The following is a 22,783-nucleotide window of genomic DNA, read 5'->3' on the forward strand; positions in this document are numbered from 1 at the left end:
TTTCGAGACTTTTGCAAATATCGGTAAACGAATTCATTTGACAAAAAAATGGCTTTGTATTAAAAGTTAATTTTCTTGTAATTTAATTGCTTCACTAATTGGAATTCTTTTACCATCTTTAAAAGCAACAATGAAAGCATCTTCAAAACCTTTACCTCTTAATTGTAATTGCAAAACATTTGCTTGATTTAAATTTTTCTCTTTCCCAACTGTATATCGATACAAACCTCCTGCCTCATACAATCCTACCCCCTCTATACCTTTAAAATTTTCTGGTTTCAATTCAGTTTTCACTGATGATGTTGCTATTTGAACTTTAAAAACAACGCCTTCTTCAACATCATCTTTCTTTTTGTCTTTCTTATCTTTTTTAATTTCTTCTTTCACGATAGGTTCTTCAACTTTTACTTCTTCCTTCTTTTCTTCTTCAGGTTGCTTTATTTTTATCTCTAATTCATTTTTATAATCCTTAAAAGCTCTAAATATAGCTGAAGCCATATAATCTTGACCGATTTCAGAATTTAAAAACTTTTCTTCTTCAACATTTGTTAAAAATCCTGTTTCTATTAATACACTTGGCATTGAAGTTTGATGTAGAACCAAAAAACCTGCTTGCTTTACTCCTCTGTTTTTTCTTCCAACACGCTCTGTAAATTGAGTTTGAATTTTAGAGGCTAACAACAAACTCTGCTCTAAATATGCACTCTGCATCAATGTCATTGTAATATATGATTCTGGTGAATTAGGATCGAAATTTTCATATTTCGATTTATAATCATCCTCTAAAAGTATAGAAGAGTTTTCTCGTTGGGCAACTTTTAAGTTAGCTTCTGATTTATGCAACCCCATAACAAAAGTTTCAGTTCCAAATGCACCTTTATTATCATTTGCATTAGCATGAACACAAATAAACAAATCTGCATTGGCTTTATTTGCAATACGAGCTCTTTCTGTCAATTCTAAAAAAACATCAGTTTTTCTAGTATAGATAACTTTTACGTCTTGAAAATTTTGTTCTATATAAGCTCCTAATTTTAATGCGATAGAAAGAGCAACATTTTTTTCGCTAGAATGTGCACCTTGACAACCTCCATCATGACCTCCATGTCCAGCATCTATAACTACTGTTTTAACTCCAAAAAAATCTTCGTTTTTTAATTTAAAGTTATAAGAAAAGCTTTTAAAGCTAATGAAAACAAGAAAAACTAAAATAAACCGTTTCATTATTTGAAAACTATTCATGTTTAAGTATGGTAACAACATATCGTCAAATTTATTTTTTTAATTTTGAGCCCTTTAACTGATAAAACTATTTTATCACAACTTTAATGTTAATAATTCTTATCGCTTAATACAAAGCATTTGCTTAATTGATAAGAATTTAGCCGTAGATGAAAAACAACATTTATACCAATAATTTAAAAACGTTTTTCAAAGTAGTTATACTATTATTTATAGTACTACCTTCTTTGGGGGTAGCTCAAACAGATACTACACGAACTGACAGTTTAGTTGTGTTAACTATTGATTCATTTATTTCAAAAGATGCATTAGAATCGAAAGTAAAGTACAAAGCCACAGATTCAATAAGATTTGATATGAAAAGTCAACAAGTTTTCTTGTTTGGCGAATCGGAGATCTATTATGAAGACATCGAATTAAAAGCTGAAGAAATTGAGTCTGATTTAGATTCAAATGTTGTTACTGCAAGAGGAAAACAAGATTCTACCGGAAAATATTTTGGAGAACCTATTTTTAAACAAGCTACAAAAGAATTTAATGCGCACGAAATAAAATACAATTTCAATACTAAAAAAGGATTGATTACCGATGTAAAAACCCAAGAAGGTGGTGGCTATATACATGGAAATAAAATCTATAAAAATCCTGACAACATTTTATATATTAAAAATGGAAAATACACGACCTGTAACCTTGCTGAGCCTCACTACCATTTTGGAGCAACAAAACTAAAAGTAATTCCCAACGATAAAATTATAACAGGACCAGCTGATTTATTTATTGAAAATGCCCCTACTCCTTTTGCTATCCCTTTTGGCTTTTTTCCAAATAGTAACAAACAACGTTCTGGAATTGTAATTCCAGAACCAGGAGAAAGTGCACAATATGGATTTTTCATGTTAAATGGTGGTTATTACCTTTATGTAAACGAACATCTTGATGCTCAATTAACTGGAGACTTTTATTCCAAAGGTAGCTGGGGTGCTAAATTTAATTCCAATTACAAAGACAGATATCATTTTAATGGAAATGTAAATTTATCCTATTCTGTATTTAAAAACAGTGAAAAAGAATTTCCTGACTTTAGTGAACGTAAAGATTTCTTTTTTAGATGGAGACACAATCAAGATCCTAAAGCAAGACCAAACAGTGTATTCTCTGCAAACGTAAATTTTGGTACAACAACTAACTTTACAAACAACTTTAACTCTACTTCTAATGATTATTTATCATCAACAGCAAATTCAAGTATTTCTTACACTAAACGATTTGGTAACAGCCCATTTACTTTAAATTTAAATGCCTCACATAGTCAAAACAATTTAACAAAGTTAATTACAGTTCGTTTGCCAGACATAGCTTTAAATATGGCACGTATCTATCCGCTTAAACGAAAAAACACAGTTGGTAGCCAACGATTTTACGAGAAAATTGGATTTGGTTATGCAATGAGCGCAAGAAATGAAGTTACTGCGTTAGATTCTCTATTTAATATCAATGAGCCTCAATACCTTACTGAGAAATTCAAAAATGGAATGAGACACAATATTCCCATTAACACTTCATTAAAAGTTTTTAAATATTTCAGTTTAACACCTTCATTTAATTATTCTGAAATATGGTACTTAAAAACAATAAATAAAAACTGGAGCGACACAAGTAATAGTGTTTACACTGATACAATTAATGGGTTTGCTAGAGGAAATTCCTATAATATGTCTGCCAACTTGACTACTAAGGTATTTGGTATGTACTCGTTTAAAAGTAAAAACATAAAAGCTTTACGTCATGTAATTACTCCCAGTGTTGGATTAAGCTATGTTCCAGAAAACAATAGTGGACTAAGAAGCTATACTGATTCTTCAAATACAACTTATGATTATTCTATTTTTCAAGATGGTATTTATGGTACTTCTAATACAGTAGAAGCTGGATTATTAAACTTTGGTTTATTACAAAACTTTGAAATGAAAGTTAGAAACAGAAAAGATACCATAAACCCAATTAGCAAAATAACTCTAATTGACAATCTTGGCTTAACAACCAACTACAACATGCTTGCCGACTCATTTAATTGGAGTAATATTTCTTTAACAGCAAGAACTTCTATCTTTAAAAAGATAAACTTAAACTTTAATAGTACAATAGATCCTTACGCTTTAGACACAAACGGAACGAGAGTAAATAAATCACATTACAGTCAAGAAGGTGGCTTGGGTAGATTAACTAACGCAAACCTTGCTGCTAGTTTTTCTTTAAGAAGTAAAACAAGTCATAAAAAAGAAAAGGAAAGCAAATTTGCTACAGAAGAAGAATTAGCTTATATCAATTCAAACTTAGATGATTATATCGATTTTGATATTCCCTGGACATTAAATATCGGCTATAATGTAAATTACAGTAAACCTCAATTTGAGGATTCAAAAAGAGTTATACAAACATTAAATTTCTCTGGAGATGTTAGTTTAACTAAGAAATGGAAAGTAGGTTTCTCTTCTGGATATGATTTTCAAAATCATAAATACACTTACACAACAATTAATATTTACAGAGATTTACATTGTTGGGAAATGAGTATGCAATGGGTCCCGATTGGTTTTAGACAAAGCTATACTTTTACCATAAAAGTGAAATCATCTATCTTACAAGATTTAAAACTTACTCGTAGAAACATACCAAGTGTATTCTAAAGTATGGAAGGGACTTGTAGAAAAAATATATCAATAGGCATCGAAGTTGAAGTTGTACAAAAACACCATCAGCGAACAGGTGAATTAACCTTTGGCTTTGTTAAACGAATTTTAACTAAATCACCCAACCATCCACATGGCATAAAGGTTCAATTAGATGATGGCACAGTTGGTCGTGTGAAAAATATTTTAACAGAAGATGAATAAGTATAATACTTATTTATAATTCTCTTTTATTTTCTCAAAAACTTCAACAACCGCTGGACATATCTGTGTATTTTTTATCGACAAATCTAGTATTTGGTAAAATCTTTTTCTGTTTGTATGTGGGTACTCTCTACATGCAGTAGGCCTACTCTCATAAACCATACAATAATTTTCATAATCTAAAAAAGGACATGGTGCTTCTTTCAAAACATAATCTCCTACATCATCTTTTAATAAGTATTGAGCAATAAATGCGGAAGGTTTTATTTTTAAATGCTTGGCTAAACGATCAATATCTCTTTCATAAAATGTTGGACTTGTAGTTTTACAGCAGTTGGCACAATCCAAACAATTTATTTTTTCAAATACTTCATCATGCGCATTATGGGTGATAATATCTAAACTTTTGGGTTTACTTTTCTTAAGCTTTTTAGATACCAATTGATTTTCAGCTTTATTCCTCTCTCCTTTCTCTAATTTAGATCTTAATTCTTCTTTCATAAAATCAATATTTTATAGCTCTTGTCATTTCTCTTTTACCTGGAGGACCAGGTAAATTTTCTATCGTAAAGCCAACTTCCTTTAAAGTTCTCTTCACACTTCCTTTTGCACAATAGGTTACCAATACGCCGTTTTCTTTTAATGAATTGAAAAGATTTTCAAATATTGATTTATCCCACATCTCAGGTTGAACATTTGGACCAAAAGCATCAAAAAAAACAACATCAAAGTTATTATCTAGTTCGAAATCTTTAATAGATTTATTCAGCTTTGTTAAGCTAAAATAATTTGAAATCTTAGTTTTTTCATTCCACCTTAAATAATGAAGGTTTAAAAACTGCTCTTCTGATACACCTTCTATTAAGTTAGCATAGTTTAATTGTTGCGTAATCTCATTATTTATTGGATAAGCTTCTACACCCGTATAATCGACTAAAACAGCATTCTCCAAAGCAAAAACGCTTGACAATATAGCATTTAACCCCGTTCCAAAACCGACCTCCAAGACAGTTAATTTATCTTGATTAAAATAACCTAATCCTGCATTTACAAATACATGCATTGATTCTTGAATTGCCCCATGCTTAGAATGATAAGTTTCATTTAGATCTGGAACAAATAGTGTATGCGAATTATCATCAGTTAATTTAATCTCAATTTTCATGTAAGGATTTTACTATAATAATGTCTATTGTTATTAGTATTAAATAATTTTACACAAAAATAATTGATTATGGTTACGCAAACAGATTTAGACAAAAGTATTTCCTACGAAGAATATTTTAACCTGATTGAAAAATTGGTACAAGAAGGAGGAACAACTGGTAATGACAAAAGTAAAGCTTTTATTGATTACACTAAATTGAATTACAGCAGGATGAAGAGAGTTTTTAAGACAACAATTCCTTCTTCTGAAGTATTAAATACAGTTGATTGTCTAAACGACAAATTAACATGGATTGTTTTATCTGAAAGTTGGTGTGGTGATGCTGCTCAAAATCTACCAGTATTAGCAAAAATTGCAGAAACCAACCCTAATATTTCATTAAAAATTGTTTTACGCGATGAAAATCCTGAATTAATGGACCAATATTTAACGAATGGAGGAAAATCAATTCCTAAACTAATTTGCCTAGATGAAAAGTTAAACGAACTAGGCACTTGGGGACCACGCCCTAAATTTCTTCAAGATTGGTTACACAAAGAAAAAGCTAACCCCACAATGGAAATGAGTGAATTAAAAGAACAATTTCAAATTTGGTACACGAAAGACAAAGGTCAAACCTTGCAAAGAGAAATGATATTACTTTTAAAATCTTGGCTAAACAAAGAGTGTATTAGTATCTAACTTTTCTCTTCAACATCTTCTTTAGGCTTAAAAATGTAGTTTATTTCTCTTTTAGATTGTTTTGGTGGTTGATTTATTTTCCAATAAGCGTTTTCCTCGTTCTCCCCTTCCTCTTCTGGCCATTCATAAACTACTTTTTGAGGCCCTTGCTTTCTATAATAAACTGCTAGGACAATTCCAGAAATAAAACCCCAAAAATGTGCCTCAAAAGAAATGTTAAGTTTTATTGGAAAAATTCCCCAAACCATACTTCCATATACTAACACAACAAAAAATGATAAAGATATTAATTGAGTATTCCTTCTAATAAATCCGCTAATCATTAAAAAAGCAAATAACCCATAAATCAATCCACTTGCTCCTGTATGATAGGCTTCTCGAGCGGAAATCCAAGTCCACACTCCTCCCATTAAAATAATCCACACAATAACTTTTAAAGCTACTTCTTTATAAAAATAAAATAATGATGTACCTAATATTAATAAAGGGATAGCATTATTAAATAAATGGTTAAAATCACCATGAATAAAAACTGACAAAATGATACCTGATAAATTTTCAACCCTTAAAGGGTATATGCCATAATGAAACCAATTATAATTTAAAAAATACTGCAATGCATGGACAACACTAATAACCAAGACAAAAAGTGATGGAAAAAAAATTGCGTTTAAAATTTTATTTTTTTCTTGTTTATTCAAATCAATTATAGATATGCTATTTCTATACCATTGTTATTATGTCAGTTATAATTATGTTAAATTATATTAACAATTATAATTTTAGACGAAAAGTTTTATATTTTTGAAAAAATTAAATTGTTTATGAAGACTCAAGCTTTTTTAATCACCCTATTATTTAGTTTACTAACTATACAAGGTTTTTCTGCTAATGGAGAAAATGAGTCTACTCAAGATAAAAAAATTACAAAAACAAAATACGACTATAACTTATTTAAAATGTTTTCAATAAATGCTACAAAAACTGCAAATACTGATTCTACAAGTATTAAAAGTTCTGCATTACCTAACAATAGAAAAAAAGATTAATTAACTAATCTTTTTACTTCATTCCTCTTTGCTTTTTAATATTTGTAAAAGCTTCTTGAACTTTTTGAAATTTTTCTTTTGCCCCTTTCTGAAACTCTTCTCCTAAATGGCTTACTTTATCAGGATGATATTTAACTGCCATTCTTCGATAAGCCTTTTTAACATCTTCATCAGTAGAATTTTTATCTATTTCTAAAATTTTATAATCACTATCAACTTCTTTAAAGAACATTGCTTTTATAGATACATAATCATTTGCTCTTATACCTAAATAACTTGCAATTTGATTAATTATATTCAACTCAGTAGAATGTATTTCTCCATCTACAGAAGCTACTCCAAACAAAAGATGTAATAACTGAAGCCTAGCAGGATACATTGTGTAAGCTTTTATTTGTAGGCAGACATCTTGTAATGGTATATCTTTCTTTAAAATTTCACGTAATGCCAATAAATGTTCTTGAGTTTGTTCAGATCCAAACTGTTTAAGAAAGTATTTTTTCACATAATCAAGCTCAGACTTTACAACCTTTCCATCAGCTTTCATTACCGCAGCTATCAATACTAAAAGACTAACTCCAAAATCTCCAGGTTTCGTTCTTTTATGCCTTTGATATGCAGTTGTCGGCTCATCTCCATTTATAAATGCAGTATCTATTGCTGAACCAACCGCAAATCCAACCAATGCTCCTATAGGGCCGCCAAAAGCCCAACCTAAACCACTACCTATCCATTTTCCAAACTTTGCCATTTAAATAAGATTTTTACCTCAAATGTAATAAAACTGATTTCATGTAAATTTTATTTTTTTAATTAATAAAAATTTTAAATCTTCGCGGCTGCAATTATGTCAGCTATCAAAACATTCAAAATAATTCCCCCAACAATAAAAAGCGGCACTATCTATTCGTTTACAACCGACAATGAAGTGAACTACGAAGTTCGTTTTGGACGAAAACAAGACAATATACTAAATGCAACAATTGTTTTTGGTGTTACTAATGAAGAATACGAGGGTGAAGAATATAGCATTACTAATAAAGGTGAAGTTTACCAGGTTATGGCAACCATTGTTGAAATTGTTCGTTTATATAAAAGCGAACACCCTAATGTAAATTCATTTGAATTTACCGGTGAACAAAGCGAAAAAGAAAAAAGTAAAAACAAAAATGTGCGTCTTAAGCTTTATTCACGGTATATCTCGAAAGTTTTTGACAAAAATTGGAAAACAATATTTACCGATGATAAAACGGTCATAAAAAAAATAAGCTAACCTTTTTAAGTTTAGTGATGAATTAATTTAATCATTAACAAAAAATTAACATTAAAAAAGAGTTAAAAAGGCAACATTATTAAAAGATCTACGTTAATAAAGAAACTAATTTAGAATAATTACAAATAAAAAAAGTTTTGCATGGTTTTTGATAATTAAAAGGTATCAAAACTTTATAGACAACAACAAACATGAGACAACTAAAAATTACACAGCAAATCACCAAGAGAGAGAGTAAATCTTTGGAGAAATATCTTCAAGAGGTTTCAAGAGAAGGGATGATTACTGCTGATGAGGAGGTAGAATTAGCACAAAAAATTAAAGATGGTGACGATTATGCTTTAAACAAATTGGTTAGAGCTAACTTACGTTTCGTTATCAGTGTTGCTAAGCAATACCAAAATACGGGACTTACTTTAGAAGATTTAATTAACGAAGGTAACTTAGGCTTAATTGAAGCTGCAAAAAGATATGATCATACCAAGGGGTTTAAATTTATTTCTTATGCTGTATGGTGGATTAGACAAAGTATCTTAAAAGCTGCTGCTGATAATTCTAGAACAATTCGTTTACCTCATAACCGTTTAGGTGAAATTCAAAAGATTAATAAAGCATCTAGTGAATTTGAACAAACAATGGAACGTGAACCTACTGATGAGGAATTATCTGAATTATTAGATATGGATTTAGAGAAAGTTCAAAACTCTAGAAAAATGTCTAAAAAACAAGCTTCCTTAGATGCTCCTATGGCAAATGATGACGATAACAATAGTTTAATTAGCGTTATTGAAAGCGATGGAACACCTGCTCCTAATGATTCTTTAATTCATGAGTCTCTTTCTACTGACATTGAGCGTACTTTATCTTATTTAAAAGGGATGGAAGCTGAAGTTATAAGATTATTCTATGGCTTAAGTGGACGAAAAGAAATGACTTTAGAGGAAATTGGAAATCATTTTGGATTAACAAGAGAACGTATTAGACAAATAAAAGAGCGTGGTCTTAGAAGAATGAGAAGATTGTCAAGAACAAATAATCTTCAAACATATTTATAAAAAAAATTTAATAAATAGATACGAACACCTTGATTAATCAAGGTGTTTTTTTTTATATATTTAAAATTCATTATTAAATTTTAATTGGGCTCTAGCTAGAGAATTATAAGTAAACTTCTATGAAAAAATTAATTACTGCATTTATATTTCTTTTTTGTATAAATATATTTTACGCACAACAAAATACCTACGAAACTGGGAGAGTAAAATTTGGATTAAATATTGGTACAACTTTTCAATCTACAGATATTTCAACAAACCTTTTTGGCTTAGGATATGGTGCAACAATAGAATATGCTGTAATTGAAAATTCATATAGCTTTTTTGGGGTCTCGATGAGGGGGCAATTTTTAAGAGGCAGGACATATGGTGATGAATATCAAATTCATAGTGGTTCAATTTCAAACAATACTATAAATGGCATAAATAATATAAGTAGTGATTATTCAAACTTACCTTTATTCCTAAACAATCGAACAACCTTTAACGAACTTGCTTTTGAAGCAATACTTAAATTTAATAAACTCTATTCCCAACATGGAATTTTATTTTATTTATTTTTAGGTGGTGGAGTTTCTGATTATATTACTGAAACAGATCAGCTTAATCAGACTGGAAACCTTTATGATTATTCTACCATTGAATTAACTACTAAATCTGATATAAAAAATCAACTTACTAATTTAAGAGATGGCACTTATGAGTCAAACTTTAGTAACCCAAACTCAAAATCATTTGCTTTCACACCAACAATTGGATTAGGTATTGGTGTTAGAGTTGCTCCTTTTTTTACAATTGCATTCGAACATAAAATTTCATTACCGCAAACAGATTATTTTGATGGCCAAGTATATCAACCTTCAAGAGATCCTGCTTTTATCAAAGACATATATCATTATACTTCTATTGGGTTCATTTTTAATTTGATAAAAAGAAATCATTATGAAACGGAAACTTACATTCCACCTCCGACATATACTACCCCATATCCTACAACACCAATTACAGAAGCCCCTACTGAAAATCCAACTCCCTCTATACCAAAATCTCCTGTAATAAATATTATCAATCCAACACAAACAACATTCATAGGAAATTGTTCTGTTCAGTTTGAAGTAATGATTGATAACATCTTAAATGAAAATAATATCGAATTTTTACAAAACGAACAAAAAGTTCCATCATATTTATATTATTATCAAGCAAGTAACAATACTCTAAATGCTACTTTAAATTTAAACCCAGGCATTAATAATTTTAAAATAACAGCTATTAATGATGGTTTAAGCGATACAGAATTTATTCAACTATCTTGTAATAACGAAAAAGAAATTTCTATTTGCCATAAAAGCAATGATGGCACATCTAATTCCATTAAAATTAAAGAATCTGAATGGCCTACTCATCAAGCTCATGGTGATGTATTAGGTGATTGTCCTATTATTATTAATGATAAACAAATTCAAATTTGTCATAAAGATCCTGATTCAGGTCTAAAAACAAACATTCTTATCAACGAATCTGACTGGCTTTCTCATTACTCTCATGGTGACACCAAAGGTCTTTGCCCAAGAGAAATTAAATACATAAATATTTGTCATAAAGACCCTCAAACTGGTCTTAAATCAAATTTATCAATTCCTAAACCTGAATGGCCTACTCATCAAGCTCACGGTGATGTATTAGGTGATTGCCCTATTATTATTAATGATAAACAAATTCAAATTTGTCATAAAGATCCTGATTCAGGTCTAAAAACAAACATTCTTATCAACGAATCTGACTGGCTTTCTCATTACTCTCATGGTGATACAAAAGGTCTTTGCCCAAGAGAAATTAAATACATAGATATTTGTCATAAAGACCCTCAAACTGGTCTTAAATCAAATTTATCAATTCCTAAACCTGAATGGCCTACTCATCAAGCTCACGGTGATGTATTAGGTGATTGCCCTATTATTATTAATGATAAACAAATTCAAATTTGTCATAAAGATCCTGATTCAGGTCTAAAAACAAACATTCTTATCAACGAATCTGACTGGCTTTCTCATTACTCTCATGGTGATACAAAAGGTCTTTGCCCAAGAGAAATTAAATACATAGATATTTGTCATAAAGACCCTCAAACTGGTCTTAAATCAAATTTATCAATTCCTAAACCTGAATGGCCTACTCATCAAGCTCACGGTGATGTATTAGGTGATTGCCCTATTATTATTAATGATAAACAAATTCAAATTTGTCATAAAGATCCTGATTCAGGTCTAAAAACAAACATTCTTATCAACGAATCTGACTGGCTTTCTCATTACTCTCATGGTGATACAAAAGGTCTTTGCCCAAGAGAAATTAAATACATAGATATTTGTCATAAAGACCCTCAAACTGGTCTTAAATCAAATTTATCAATTCCTAAACCTGAATGGCCTACTCATCAAGCTCACGGTGATGTATTAGGTGATTGCCCTATTATTATTAATGATAAACAAATTCAAATTTGTCATAAAGATCCTGATTCAGGTCTAAAAACAAACATTCTTATCAACGAATCTGACTGGCTTTCTCATTACTCTCATGGTGATACAAAAGGTCTTTGCCCAAGAGAAATTAAATACATAGATATTTGTCATAAAGACCCTCAAACTGGTCTTAAATCAAATTTATCAATTCCTAAACCTGAATGGCCTACTCATCAAGCTCACGGTGATGTATTAGGTGATTGTGAAGAAATTGAAGAGGAAGAAAGTAACAAAATAACGATATGCCACATTCCACCTGGAAACCCTGACAATCCTCAAACTATTCAAATATCTCAATCTGCTTGGCCTGCTCATCAAGCTCATGGAGATGTATTAGGTGATTGTTTAGAAATTGAAGAGGAAGAAAGTAACAAAATAACAATATGCCACATTCCACCTGGAAATCCTGACAATCCTCAAGCTATTCAAATACCTCAATCTGCTTGGCCTGCTCATCAAGCTCATGGAGATGTATTAGGTGATTGTGAAGAAGTTGAAGAGGAAGAAATTAACAAAATAACAATATGCCACATTCCACCTGGAAATCCTGACAATCCTCAAACTATTCAAATACCTCAATCTGCTTGGCCTGCTCATCAAGCTCATGGAGACTCTAAAGGTGATTGTAATTCAAATAAAAAAATACAGAAAAAATAATGGTAAATCTTAATGCAAATTATTGGAATAATAAATACAAAAAAAAAGATCAAGGATGGGATATTGGATATATTTCGCCACCTCTTAAAGAATATATTGATCAACTTCAAAACAAAAACTTAAAAATTCTAATACCTGGTTGTGGTAACGCTTATGAAGCTGAATATCTTTATAATAGTGGGTTTAATAATCTATCTGTTATTGACTTCTCTCATATTGCTTTAGATAATCTAAAAAAAAGAATACCCTCAATTTCTAGTGACCATTTAATTTGTGACGATTTCTTCAACCATATAAGCAAATATGATTTAATTATTGAACAAACATTTTTTTGTGCAATTACTCCAAATTTAAGAAGTAAATATGCCAAGCATATGTTTGAATTACTAAATGAAAATGGCAAATTAGTAGGTCTTTTATTTAATGATAAACTTAATGACGACAAACCTCCTTTTGGAGGGAATAAAGATGAATATTTAAAATATTTTTCGCCATATTTTGATATAAATATAATGGATATTGCATACAATTCAATTTCTCCTCGAATGGATAAAGAACTTTTTATTAATCTGTCAAAAAAATAAGTGTTACAACTATTTAAATATTCTCTTACTATTAGCTTAACTTGCTTAACATTTTTTAACCTGTTAGCTCAAGTAACTTACATTTTAGAAGAAGATCCAGAGAATTTTTATTGTGAAAATGGTATTGAGATTGATTCATGCAATTATCACTTATTATATGACGAGGCCTATAATTGGATGAATACTCCTTATAAATATGCTGGAAATACTAAAAAAGGAATAGATTGCTCTAGTTTAATAAAAAATATTTACAGCAAAATTTACAACCTAAAACTAAACGGAAGTTCAAGCTATATATATGCTCAAACAAAAGAAATAACTGATCAAAATCAACTAAAGGAAGGTGACTTGCTTTTCTTTAAAATAAATAAAAAGCAAATATCTCACATTGGTATTTTTCTAAAAGATGGTTATTTTGTCCACTCTTCTGTTCACAAAGGAGTTACTATCAGTAACTTAAATGAAAAATATTATCAAAAATATTATTTTACAGCAGGTAGAATTCCTTAATTAACAAAATATGCTATCAAATTTAATCGTAATTGAATTAGCCAGTGTTTTAGCTGGTCCAGATGTTGGAATGTTTTTTTCTGAACTTGGAGCAAAAGTTATTAAAATAGAAAATAAACTAACAGGAGGTGATGTTACTCGAAACTGGAAGCTTTCTAGTGAGCCAACCGAAAATAATGTTTCTGCTTATTTCTCATCTGTAAATTGGAATAAAGAATATCTATTTTTAAACCTCTCTCTAAAAGAAGATCAAGAACAAGTTTATGAACTTGTGAAAACAGCTGATATTGTTATTGCAAATTTTAAACCTGGTGATGACAAAAAATTAGGAATGAACTATGAAAAGTTAAAATCCTATAACCCTAAAATAATATTTGGAGAAATAAACGGTTATGGAGAATCTAACAAAAGAGCTGCTTATGATGTTGTTTTGCAAGCAGAAACTGGTTTTATGTCGATGAATGGTACTCCAGAAAGCGGTCCTATCAAGATGCCTATTGCTCTAATCGACGTATTAGCCGCACACCAACTTAAAGAGGGCTTATTATTAGCCTTATTACAAAAAGAAAAAACTGGAAAAGGTTCAAAAGTCGAAGTTTCATTATACGATTCTGCTTTAGCATCATTAAAAAATCAAGCTACCAATTGGTTAATGAATAAACATATACCAAGACCAATTGGATCTTTACATCCCAATATTGCACCTTACGGAGAAACATTTACAACAAAAGATAACAAAACAATTGTTCTAGCTATCGGAAGCGATAATCAATTTATTAAATTATTAGAAATAATAGGAGCTAAAAAGTTAATTGAAAACCCGCTATACAAATCAAATCAACTAAGAGTTAAAAATAGAAACCAACTTGATAATGATTTAACACCCTATTTTAAGAACTTTAATAGAGCCGAACTTATGGAACAATTTATTGAAATAAATATACCTGTTGGAGCTTTAAATAATATGAAAGAAGTTTTTGAAAATGATGCTTCTAAAGACTTAATATTAGAAGAGGAAATTGATGGAATAAAAACGAGAAGAGTAAAAACTGTAATTTTTAAAATTAGTTAGGCTTGTTCTTCAAAAACTGATGTATTTTTTTTGATATTTTTTTAGATTCCTCATCATTTAAATCAATAGCAAAAGGTATCAAATTACCCTCTATTTTAAATGACAAGCTATATTTATTAATATTCCAATAAGAAGTATTCATTGATTTAAAAAAAGCGTTTTCTCCACCATCAAATTTCTCCACTTTTTTTATTTTATCTATTTCAAATTGTTGAGTTACCCCCCTCTTTCCTATCTCTTTAATCAAAATTAACTGATCTTTATTTAAAATAATTTCCTCAACTCCATACTTTCTCCAACGATATGCATAAATAACTTTAAATTCGAAAAACAACCAAAAAGCCATATAAACACAAAAAAATAAGAGTGTAGTTTTTTCATAATCTCCAAAAATTTGCGAGAATAATAATATTCCACAAATAGAAAATAAAACAATCCATATTAAAAGTAATTGTTGTTTCTTCTCATCTAATAAAGCCTTAATTTTTATTTTTAGTTCATCATTAGTTTCTGTATAACTTATCCTATCTCTCATTATCTATTTATTTTAATATTCAACAAATTTAGAATACTTTGATTAATTAGGCATTATCTTTGTTTCTATTCATTGAAATAATTATTTTTAATAAAAAATTACAGCTATGACAACAAGACTTCTCTTAATACTATCAATTTTAGCTTATGGAATAAAACTTCAAGCTCAATCTGATGATAAAAAAATTGATGAATTAGTTTTTTTATATGTAGATGAAAAATATGATAAAGTAGTTGATAAAGCTTTATCTCTTAGTCAAAACGATAAATATAAAAGACACCCACTACCATACATATATGCTTCAATGGGGTATTATCAAATGTCCAGAAGACCTGATAAATTTGAAATAGCAAAAGGAGAAGAATATCAAAAACCACTAAAATATGCTCAAAAATATTGTTATACTTTTTTAAAAAAAGATAAAAAAGAAAATCAGTATTACGATGATTATAAAGAATATTATGATTTGTTAGCAGACACATCTAATAAATTAAGTCAGCATTATTATTTAAATGAGGATTATCGTAAAGCTGCTAGCAACTATAAATATGCCTATCGAGCTGTGACTAACGATCCCATTTTACAACTTTGGGAAGGCATAAGTGAAGTGAAATCTAAAAATTCAGTTGAGGGAGATAAAAATATTTTAGAGGCTCTTGAAAAAATTGATGAAAATTTTGAACCTTCAGAAGTAACTGCAGGAGTTCTTGCTCATGGAATGCTTATTGTCGAAGAATATTTAACACAAATAGGAAAAACTACAGAAGCTAATAAAGCTAAAAAATTAGTTGATGTATTTAAAAAGTATGATCCAGACGAGTTAGATAAACAAAAAATGGCTGCACGTAAAGAAAAAGCTAAAGAAGAAAACAAAGTGATGAGAAAATTCTATTCTGATGATGACGAAGACGAAGAAGATGATGATGAATAATTAAACTTATTTAAGAAATCTTCTATTTGAGGGATTAATAAATCCTTATCATTATTATAGATAATATAATTACTAAATTTTATTTTCTCTTCATCAGTTAATTGCTTATTTATTCTTTCTAAAACTGCACTTTTAGTTGAGTTATCTCTTTTAACAACCCTTGATATTCGATTACATTCATCTGAAACAACTAAAATAACTTGGTCTAAGTTATTATGACCTCCACTCTCAATTAATATCGCAGATTCTTTTAAAAGTAACTTTTCTTGATTGTTGTTTTTAACCCATTCAATAAATTCAAGATTTACTCTTGGGTGAATAACTTGGTTAAGCTTATTAATTAGTTCTGAGTTATTGAATACTATTGAAGCTAATTTCTTAGCATTTATTAAATTATTTTCATAAACATCTCCAAACAATTCTATTACTTCTTTTCTTATTTCATTGTTTGTATTCAATAAATTTTTAGCAACATTATCTGAATTGAACACTTTAACTCCAAATACATTAAAAATTTTAGAAACAGTTGTTTTACCACTTCCTATTCCCCCTGTCAAACCTACAAGTAAAGGACTATTTCTTTTTAAGAATGTATTCAACTTTAGATGGTTTAATTATAATTGACTTCAAATAATCTGGATATTTGGTTAAGCTTACTTTTAATTTACCATACTTTTCATTAGCATTAGAATAATCAACATTTACGTTAAATTTTGATTGTGTAAGGTTGGAAAGTTTGCTTAAAGGAGTCATAAATTTTAACTGTACTTCATTTGGTATTGCTTTCAACTCTATTGAATCTGGAACATTAATATAATTTATAGGTATATTGATTGTTGACTCTGTAAATTTTTCGACAGGAATAAATACAATTACTTTATTTAAATCAAAACTTAACCGCTGAGATCTATAGTTTTCATTTAAAGATACTTCCAAAGTTGTATTCTCCTCCAAGCCATTAAATGAAACATCTTCAGTATAAACATTTTGTAACGTATCTAAAACAGATTTAGGACCAGTAACACTTACAACTGCAGGTTTAATTTTAATTTCACCATCTAATTGATATTGGTTTTCAAAATTAATAGTTAATACAGGTTCTATTTTAATAAGTTTTGTTGATTGCTTATCTAACAATACATCAACTTTTTCAGGCGAAAGTTGATCAACTTCAATTTGATTTCCAAGTTCATTTGAAATAAAGGATTTATAAACACTAAAATCAACAATTGAATTAAATTTATTGTTCAAATTATTTATCCCTCTCACTTCTAGTAAATCTATTATTAAAGGACTTTTATCAAATTTCAACTTATACCCTAACAAATCAAACCCGAGACCTTTCACTTTAGCAAAAAGCACATTTGGTAAATCGTTTATAATAACAAAATCTTTAGGGTTGTTCTTATACTCTACATTTAATTTTATTGTCGTAGTATATTTATTTCCTAATGCATTTAACAACCAAAAAAAAATTGTTAAACACAAACAGCTTAAAAACACGTAAAGCTTCCTTTTATTAGAAGCTTTACGAATTAGAGTCTTAAAATTATTTAAGCTATTTTTCAATTCTATAATTTATTTCTGAGGCATTTCTTCACTTGAAAATTCTTGAGCAATTGCTGATTTTTCAATTTTTAAACGATTACCACCTTCAACCTCAATAACAACAGTATCTTCTTTAAGTTCAGCTATTTTACCATGTATTCCACCAATAGTAACAATTCTATCTCCTTTACCTAATGCCTCTCTAAACTTCTTTTGTTCTTTTTGTTTTTTCACTTGTGGTCTTATCATAAAGAAATAAAACACAATAAAAATTAATCCAAACATTAACAATGTTTGAATTCCTCCTCCATCTCCTGCTCCTTCAGCAGGTGACATTAACAATATTCCTAAATTATTCATTTTTCTAATATATTTATATATTCAATTATTCTGTGGGCAAATTATTTTCGGCTCCTTCTGGCACTAAAACTTCTCCTTTTATTGCTAAAACTTTAGTATTAGGTACAGTGTTCGCAACTAACGTAATCGTTTTATTTTGTAGGCCTTGTTTGCCATTTGAGTTAAAAGTAACTTCAATTGTACCATCCTCCCCAGGTTTAATTGGCTCTTTTGGCCATTCAGGCACTGTACAACCACAACTACCTTGAGCCGAAGAAATTATCAAATTTGTTTTTCCAACATTTCTAAATTTAAAGGTTTTAGAAACTATTTCTCCTTGTGTTATCGTTCCAAAATCAATTACCTCCTCAACAAACTCAAAAAATGGTTGCTCATCTTTGTCAACTTCACTTCCTGATGCAGTATTAGGATTATTAATTAAATCTGTTGTAATTTCAGTTTGATTACCTTCTCCTTCGTTTCCTCCACAAGACATTAAAAATGTTAATACCGATACAAATAATACAATTTTTTTCATCTTAAATTTGATTAATAATTTTCAGCAAATATAATCATCTTGCATTAGTTATCTTAATTACTAAATGATTTAAAGGTTGTAATTCGAACAAACTAATTCAATAGCCAATAATGATTTTTAGCTATTTCTGTAAATTTTATCAAATAACTGTTGAAATTTTGTTTTGATAAATTTACGTTTCAATTTTAATGTAGGGGTTAATTCACCTGTATCCACAGCCCATTGAAAAGGTACTAATTCAAATTTCTTGATTTGTTCGTAATTAGAAAAATTTGAATTTAATTCATCAACTTCTCTTTGAATACGATTAATAACAGTCTGATTTTCTATTATTTTTTCAGAATTTTCAAAAGGTATTTGTTTTCTATTACACCATGACTCAAGAAAAACAAAATCAGGTTGAATTATAGCCGCTGCATGCTTTTCTCCTTCGCCAATTACCATTATTTGTTCTATAAAGCGAGACTCTTTAAAGCGATTTTCCATTACTTGTGGAGCAATATACTTTCCGCCAGAAGTTTTAAAAATTTCTTTTTTACGATCGGTAATTTTTAAAAAACCATCTCCAACAAACTCACCAATATCTCCTGTATGGAAATAACCTTCACTGTCAATAGCTTCTAAAGTTATGTCTGGTAAATTATAGTATCCTTTCATTATACTCGGTCCTTTCACTATAATTTCACCATCTTCAGCAATTTTAACATCTAAATTTTCTAATGGTTTCCCAATTGTACCAATCATTCTTCCTCCTGGTTTTAGACTATTCACACCTATTACAGGAGAAGTTTCAGTTAATCCATATCCTTCTAAAACTGGTATATTAGCAGATGAAAAAACTCTTGCTAGACGAGGTTGAAGAGCAGCACCACCAGAAACAACGGCAATAATATTACCACCAAGTGCTTCTCTCCATTTAGAAAAAATAATCTTATTCGCTAAATTTAATTGAAAATTATACCAAAAACCTTTATCAATATTTGGGTCAAATTGCAACCCTAATTCTAATGCCCAAAAAAATAGTTTCTTTTTTACACCAGTTAAATCTGTTCCTTTAGCTACAATTTTATCATAAACTTTTTCTAACAACCTTGGTACTGTAGCAAAAAAATGAGGCTTAACATCTTTTAAATCATCTCCAATAGTATCTATAGACTCAGCATAATAAATAGAAACACTTTTTAATATATATAAGTAATCAAGCATTCGCTCAAAAACATGACAAAGTGGTAAAAAGCTTAATGCTTTTAAATCATCTCCCATTGGTAATCTATGTGATGATGCAATAACATTAGATATTAAATTTTTATGAGTTAACATTACTCCTTTTGGATTACCAGTTGTTCCGGAGGTATAAATTAAAGTTGCTAAATCATCTTCACTCACAGTTTTTCTTAACTCTTCAATCTCGCTTGTATCCTCATTGTTAGACAATAATTCAGAGTAATTTTTAGCCCCTTCAATTTGATTATAAGTAAAAATGTATTCTACTGAAGTTAACGAACTTTTAACTGATAATATTTTTTTAAGGATTTCTTCGTCAGATATAAAAATTACTCGAGCACCACAATCATTTAAAATATAAGTATAATCTTCAGGATTTATATTGGAATAAATTGGAACATTAACTGCTCCTATTTGTTGTATAGCTAAATCCGTTAAATGCCATTCTATTCTGTTATTAGAAACAACAGCAATTCTATCACCTTTAACAATTCCTAAATCTATTAAACCAAGACTTAATTTAACTGATTTTTCTATAAATTCTTTCGATGAAAGAGAAACCCATTTATTATTTTCTTTTTGTGTAAAAGCATCTTTTCTTGGATGGTTATTTAACTGAAAATAATAAACATCTGCTAATGTTTTTGTAGATTGAATATTCATAAAATAAAATTAAAAAGTGAACTTTTATTTATTGAGCAACACCATTAATGTATTTCTGTTGTTTGGTAGGGTTACCATCTTTATCAAAAAGTTTCCAAACTCCTATTCTTTCATAGTCAAACATTGCTTTATTATATTTGACAGAACCTTGTTCTTTCATGTTTCCATTATCATAATAATAAGACTGAGTATAAACTAATTTTTTCTTATCTATTAATTCAAGAACATTTTCAGGTTTGCCATTTTCATAATAGTTTGCCTTTTTAATATAATATTGAAAAGATTTATGATACTCTTCTTCAAATTCCACATTTCCGTTTTGATAATAATCAGTCCACTTTAAAGCTTCATTTTCAATATATACAGCATCCGACTTAATAAGATCTTCTTTATCGTAATATAATGTCATTTTACTTTTCTTAAGGTCAGTCATTCTGAAATTACGTTCAATATTTCCGCTAGGATAGTAATTTTTGTAAATTTTTAATTGTCCTTCAACATAAAAGCCTTTATGCAATAACTCTCCTGATTTATAATAATCTTCAAGAAAACCATTAGCTGCGTACCCATTATTATCGTTTCTGGTAGAATCATTACCCAACATCATATTTAAGGGCTCATACATTTTTATACCATATGTAGGATCAATTACTTCTGAAGGTTCATATGTATTGTGATACAAACTAACATCTGTTAAATCGTTCTGAGCAAACAATACAGAAAATGAAAGTAATAGTGTTAATAAAAATATAAATCTCATAATTGATAAATTTAATTATTCTTTTCTTTTTTATCTTTTATTCTTGCAATTTTAATATTCATAAACCCAAAAAGAACAGTCATTAACGGGCTAATTAAATTAAAAAAACAGTACATAAAATAATCACCTGTTGCAATCCCTAGAACTCCTGAATGATATGCCCCACATGTATTCCATGGTATTAATGCTGAAGTAACTGTTCCGGAATCTTCTAATGTTCTGCTTAATACTTTTGGGTGTAACCCACGTTCTTTATATTCTTCTGCAAACATTTTGCCAGGAACAACTATTGCCAAATATTGATCTGAAGCTGTAACATTAAAAACCATACAAGAGGTTGCTGTTGTTGCAATTAAAGAACCATCTGTTTTAGCTAGCCCAATAATACTTTGAGTCAATCTTTTTAACATTCCTGTTCTATCCATTACTCCTCCAAATATCATAGCACACAGAATTAACCATATTGTATTTAACATTCCACTCATACCTCCCGAAGATAGCAATTCATTAACCAATTCATTTTCTGTCTCAAATGCTACATCTGTAGTCATTGCATCAATAATTGCCTTATAAGAGTTTAAAATTAGACTATCAGCCCCTCCAATTGAAACAATTATATCAGGTTGAAAAATAACAGCAAAAACACCACCTAAAACACTACCAAAAAGTAAAGCTGGTATTGCAGGTATTTTTTTTACAATTAAAACAATTACAGCTATAGGAACTAAAAAAAGCCAAGGTGTTATATTAAACTTAGATGATATTGCTACTTGCAAAGAATCTACTTGACTAACTTGTTCTCCTGCATCATAAAAAAATCCTATAATTAAAAATATTATTAAAGTAATACTAACAGATGGAATAGTAGTATAAGTCATGTATTTAATATGAGTTATTAAATCTGTTCCTGCCATTGCTGGTGCTAAATTTGTTGTATCTGAAAGAGGAGACATTTTATCCCCAAAATAAGCCCCCGAAATAATTGCTCCGGCAATAATTCCATCATCAATTCCTAAAGCTTTTCCTATACCCAACAATGCTATACCAACTGTTGCTACTGTTGACCATGAACTACCAGTTGCTAAAGAAACTATTGAGCTAATAACACATGATGCGAATAAAAATATAGTAGGGTTTAAAATATCTAACCCATAATAAATCATAGCAGGAACAACCCCACTCAACAACCAAGTTCCTGCAAGTGAACCTATAAGTAATAAAATAATAATTGCAGGTAGAGCAGAACTAATACTTTTAGTAATTCCCTCTAAAATTTCCTCCCATTTGTATCCATTGTATAGGGCTACAAATGCTGCAACAGCACCTGAAATTAATAATGCAAATTGATTTGCTCCTGATAAAGCATTATCTCCATATACCAATAAAACATTGATTGCTAATAAAGCAACCAATACCAATATTGGTAATATTGACTGAAATAATGAAGGAGCTTTTGTTTTGTTCATTTAAATCTAATAATCTAAAGGTTGTAAATATATAAAGCTGTGTATTAGTATTCTAATTTTTCAGTAATC

General features: G+C 29.4%; 24 protein-coding genes. 11 read left to right on the top strand and 13 right to left on the bottom strand.

Annotated elements, in window-relative coordinates:
- Positions 1 to 66 precede the first annotated feature (66 nt).
- Entirely contained in the window at positions 67 to 1,224 is a 1,158-nt protein-coding gene (locus FRY74_RS00360) for an N-acetylmuramoyl-L-alanine amidase family protein (protein ID WP_170227907.1), read from the bottom strand.
- Between the two features lie 167 nt (positions 1,225 to 1,391).
- Between FRY74_RS00360 and FRY74_RS00365 the strand changes: the two genes are divergently transcribed.
- Positions 1,392 to 3,932, top strand: a complete 2,541-nt coding sequence (locus tag FRY74_RS00365; RefSeq protein ID WP_147097520.1) for a putative LPS assembly protein LptD — start codon at positions 1,392 to 1,394, stop codon at positions 3,930 to 3,932.
- A 3-nt stretch (positions 3,933 to 3,935) separates the two neighbouring features.
- Positions 3,936 to 4,139, top strand: coding sequence for a YwbE family protein (locus tag FRY74_RS00370; RefSeq protein ID WP_147097522.1), 204 nt, complete (start codon positions 3,936 to 3,938; stop codon positions 4,137 to 4,139).
- A gap of 9 nt (positions 4,140 to 4,148) precedes the next feature.
- On the opposite strand, the gene FRY74_RS00375 is transcribed toward FRY74_RS00370, so the two are convergent.
- Positions 4,149 to 4,640 carry a YkgJ family cysteine cluster protein gene (locus FRY74_RS00375; RefSeq protein WP_147097524.1) on the bottom strand — a complete coding sequence of 164 codons (492 nt, stop codon included), beginning with the start codon at positions 4,638 to 4,640 and terminating at the stop codon, positions 4,149 to 4,151.
- Between the two features lie 4 nt (positions 4,641 to 4,644).
- Entirely contained in the window at positions 4,645 to 5,304 is a 660-nt protein-coding gene (gene mnmD, locus FRY74_RS00380) for a tRNA (5-methylaminomethyl-2-thiouridine)(34)-methyltransferase MnmD (protein ID WP_147097526.1), read from the bottom strand.
- Positions 5,305 to 5,373: 69 nt separating this feature from the next.
- On the opposite strand from mnmD, the gene FRY74_RS00385 reads away from it, so the two are divergent.
- Positions 5,374 to 5,988 (top strand): thioredoxin family protein, encoded by a 615-nt coding sequence (locus tag FRY74_RS00385; protein WP_147097528.1) that lies wholly within the window; start codon positions 5,374 to 5,376, stop codon positions 5,986 to 5,988.
- Here FRY74_RS00385 and FRY74_RS00390 read toward each other — a convergent pair.
- On the bottom strand, positions 5,985 to 6,689 hold the full coding sequence (locus FRY74_RS00390) for a rhomboid family intramembrane serine protease (RefSeq protein WP_170227908.1): 705 nt from the start codon (positions 6,687 to 6,689) through the stop codon (positions 5,985 to 5,987). The two genes, FRY74_RS00385 and FRY74_RS00390, sit on opposite strands and share 4 nt — an antisense overlap.
- A 123-nt stretch (positions 6,690 to 6,812) precedes the next feature.
- On the opposite strand from FRY74_RS00390, the gene FRY74_RS00395 reads away from it, so the two are divergent.
- Positions 6,813 to 7,037 carry a hypothetical protein gene (locus tag FRY74_RS00395; RefSeq protein ID WP_147097532.1) on the top strand — a complete coding sequence of 75 codons (225 nt, stop codon included), beginning with the start codon at positions 6,813 to 6,815 and terminating at the stop codon, positions 7,035 to 7,037.
- Between the two features lie 13 nt (positions 7,038 to 7,050).
- On the opposite strand, the gene FRY74_RS00400 is transcribed toward FRY74_RS00395, so the two are convergent.
- Positions 7,051 to 7,788, bottom strand: coding sequence for a TerB family tellurite resistance protein (locus FRY74_RS00400; protein ID WP_147097534.1), 738 nt, complete (start codon positions 7,786 to 7,788; stop codon positions 7,051 to 7,053).
- 96 nt (positions 7,789 to 7,884) lie between these two features.
- Between FRY74_RS00400 and FRY74_RS00405 the strand changes: the two genes are divergently transcribed.
- From FRY74_RS00405 to FRY74_RS00430, 6 genes are all read left to right on the top strand, one after another.
- On the top strand, positions 7,885 to 8,310 hold the full coding sequence (locus FRY74_RS00405; RefSeq protein WP_147097535.1) for a hypothetical protein: 426 nt from the start codon (positions 7,885 to 7,887) through the stop codon (positions 8,308 to 8,310).
- 191 nt (positions 8,311 to 8,501) lie between these two features.
- Positions 8,502 to 9,365: a sigma-70 family RNA polymerase sigma factor gene (locus FRY74_RS00410; RefSeq protein ID WP_147097537.1), complete on the top strand. Its 864-nt coding sequence runs from the start codon at positions 8,502 to 8,504 to the stop codon at positions 9,363 to 9,365.
- Between the two features lie 119 nt (positions 9,366 to 9,484).
- Positions 9,485 to 12,544 carry a hypothetical protein gene (locus tag FRY74_RS00415; RefSeq protein WP_147097539.1) on the top strand — a complete coding sequence of 1,020 codons (3,060 nt, stop codon included), beginning with the start codon at positions 9,485 to 9,487 and terminating at the stop codon, positions 12,542 to 12,544.
- Positions 12,544 to 13,128 (top strand): class I SAM-dependent methyltransferase, encoded by a 585-nt coding sequence (locus FRY74_RS00420; protein WP_147097541.1) that lies wholly within the window; start codon positions 12,544 to 12,546, stop codon positions 13,126 to 13,128. Before FRY74_RS00415 ends, FRY74_RS00420 begins: the two co-directional genes overlap by 1 nt.
- Positions 13,129 to 13,638: a C40 family peptidase gene (locus tag FRY74_RS00425; RefSeq protein WP_147097542.1), complete on the top strand. Its 510-nt coding sequence runs from the start codon at positions 13,129 to 13,131 to the stop codon at positions 13,636 to 13,638. It abuts the gene before it with no gap.
- A 10-nt stretch (positions 13,639 to 13,648) separates the two neighbouring features.
- Positions 13,649 to 14,710 (top strand): CaiB/BaiF CoA transferase family protein, encoded by a 1,062-nt coding sequence (locus FRY74_RS00430; RefSeq protein ID WP_147097544.1) that lies wholly within the window; start codon positions 13,649 to 13,651, stop codon positions 14,708 to 14,710.
- On the opposite strand, the gene FRY74_RS00435 is transcribed toward FRY74_RS00430, so the two are convergent.
- Complete coding sequence (locus tag FRY74_RS00435) at positions 14,703 to 15,245, bottom strand: hypothetical protein (RefSeq protein ID WP_147097546.1); 543 nt, start codon at positions 15,243 to 15,245, stop codon at positions 14,703 to 14,705. The two genes, FRY74_RS00430 and FRY74_RS00435, sit on opposite strands and share 8 nt — an antisense overlap.
- Positions 15,246 to 15,351: 106 nt before the next feature.
- On the opposite strand from FRY74_RS00435, the gene FRY74_RS00440 reads away from it, so the two are divergent.
- Positions 15,352 to 16,176, top strand: coding sequence for a hypothetical protein (locus FRY74_RS00440; RefSeq protein WP_147097547.1), 825 nt, complete (start codon positions 15,352 to 15,354; stop codon positions 16,174 to 16,176).
- Here the strand turns inward: FRY74_RS00440 and coaE are convergent.
- The 7 genes from coaE to nhaC form a co-directional block, all read right to left on the bottom strand.
- Positions 16,134 to 16,775, bottom strand: a complete 642-nt coding sequence (coaE, locus tag FRY74_RS00445; protein ID WP_147097549.1) for a dephospho-CoA kinase — start codon at positions 16,773 to 16,775, stop codon at positions 16,134 to 16,136. The genes FRY74_RS00440 and coaE overlap by 43 nt on opposite strands.
- Positions 16,750 to 17,640: a CdaR family protein gene (locus FRY74_RS00450; RefSeq protein WP_170227909.1), complete on the bottom strand. Its 891-nt coding sequence runs from the start codon at positions 17,638 to 17,640 to the stop codon at positions 16,750 to 16,752. The genes coaE and FRY74_RS00450 overlap by 26 nt, the downstream gene beginning before the upstream one ends.
- A 114-nt stretch (positions 17,641 to 17,754) precedes the next feature.
- A complete protein-coding gene (yajC, locus tag FRY74_RS00455) occupies positions 17,755 to 18,084 on the bottom strand; it encodes a preprotein translocase subunit YajC (RefSeq protein ID WP_147097552.1) in 330 nt (109 codons plus the stop codon).
- A 25-nt stretch (positions 18,085 to 18,109) separates the two neighbouring features.
- Positions 18,110 to 18,601, bottom strand: coding sequence for a DUF1573 domain-containing protein (locus FRY74_RS00460; protein WP_147097554.1), 492 nt, complete (start codon positions 18,599 to 18,601; stop codon positions 18,110 to 18,112).
- Positions 18,602 to 18,718: 117 nt separating this feature from the next.
- The gene (locus tag FRY74_RS00465; RefSeq protein WP_147097555.1) at positions 18,719 to 20,488 is read right to left on the bottom strand and encodes an AMP-dependent synthetase/ligase; all 1,770 of its coding nucleotides are present in this window, start codon (positions 20,486 to 20,488) and stop codon (positions 18,719 to 18,721) included.
- 28 nt (positions 20,489 to 20,516) lie between these two features.
- A complete protein-coding gene (locus FRY74_RS00470; protein ID WP_147097557.1) occupies positions 20,517 to 21,248 on the bottom strand; it encodes a toxin-antitoxin system YwqK family antitoxin in 732 nt (243 codons plus the stop codon).
- An 11-nt stretch (positions 21,249 to 21,259) separates the two neighbouring features.
- A complete protein-coding gene (gene nhaC, locus FRY74_RS00475) occupies positions 21,260 to 22,714 on the bottom strand; it encodes a Na+/H+ antiporter NhaC (RefSeq protein ID WP_147097559.1) in 1,455 nt (484 codons plus the stop codon).
- Positions 22,715 to 22,783 lie beyond the last annotated feature (69 nt).

It is taken from the genome of Vicingus serpentipes, assembly GCF_007993035.1.
Classification (GTDB): Bacteria; Bacteroidota; Bacteroidia; order Flavobacteriales_E; family Vicingaceae; genus Vicingus; species Vicingus serpentipes.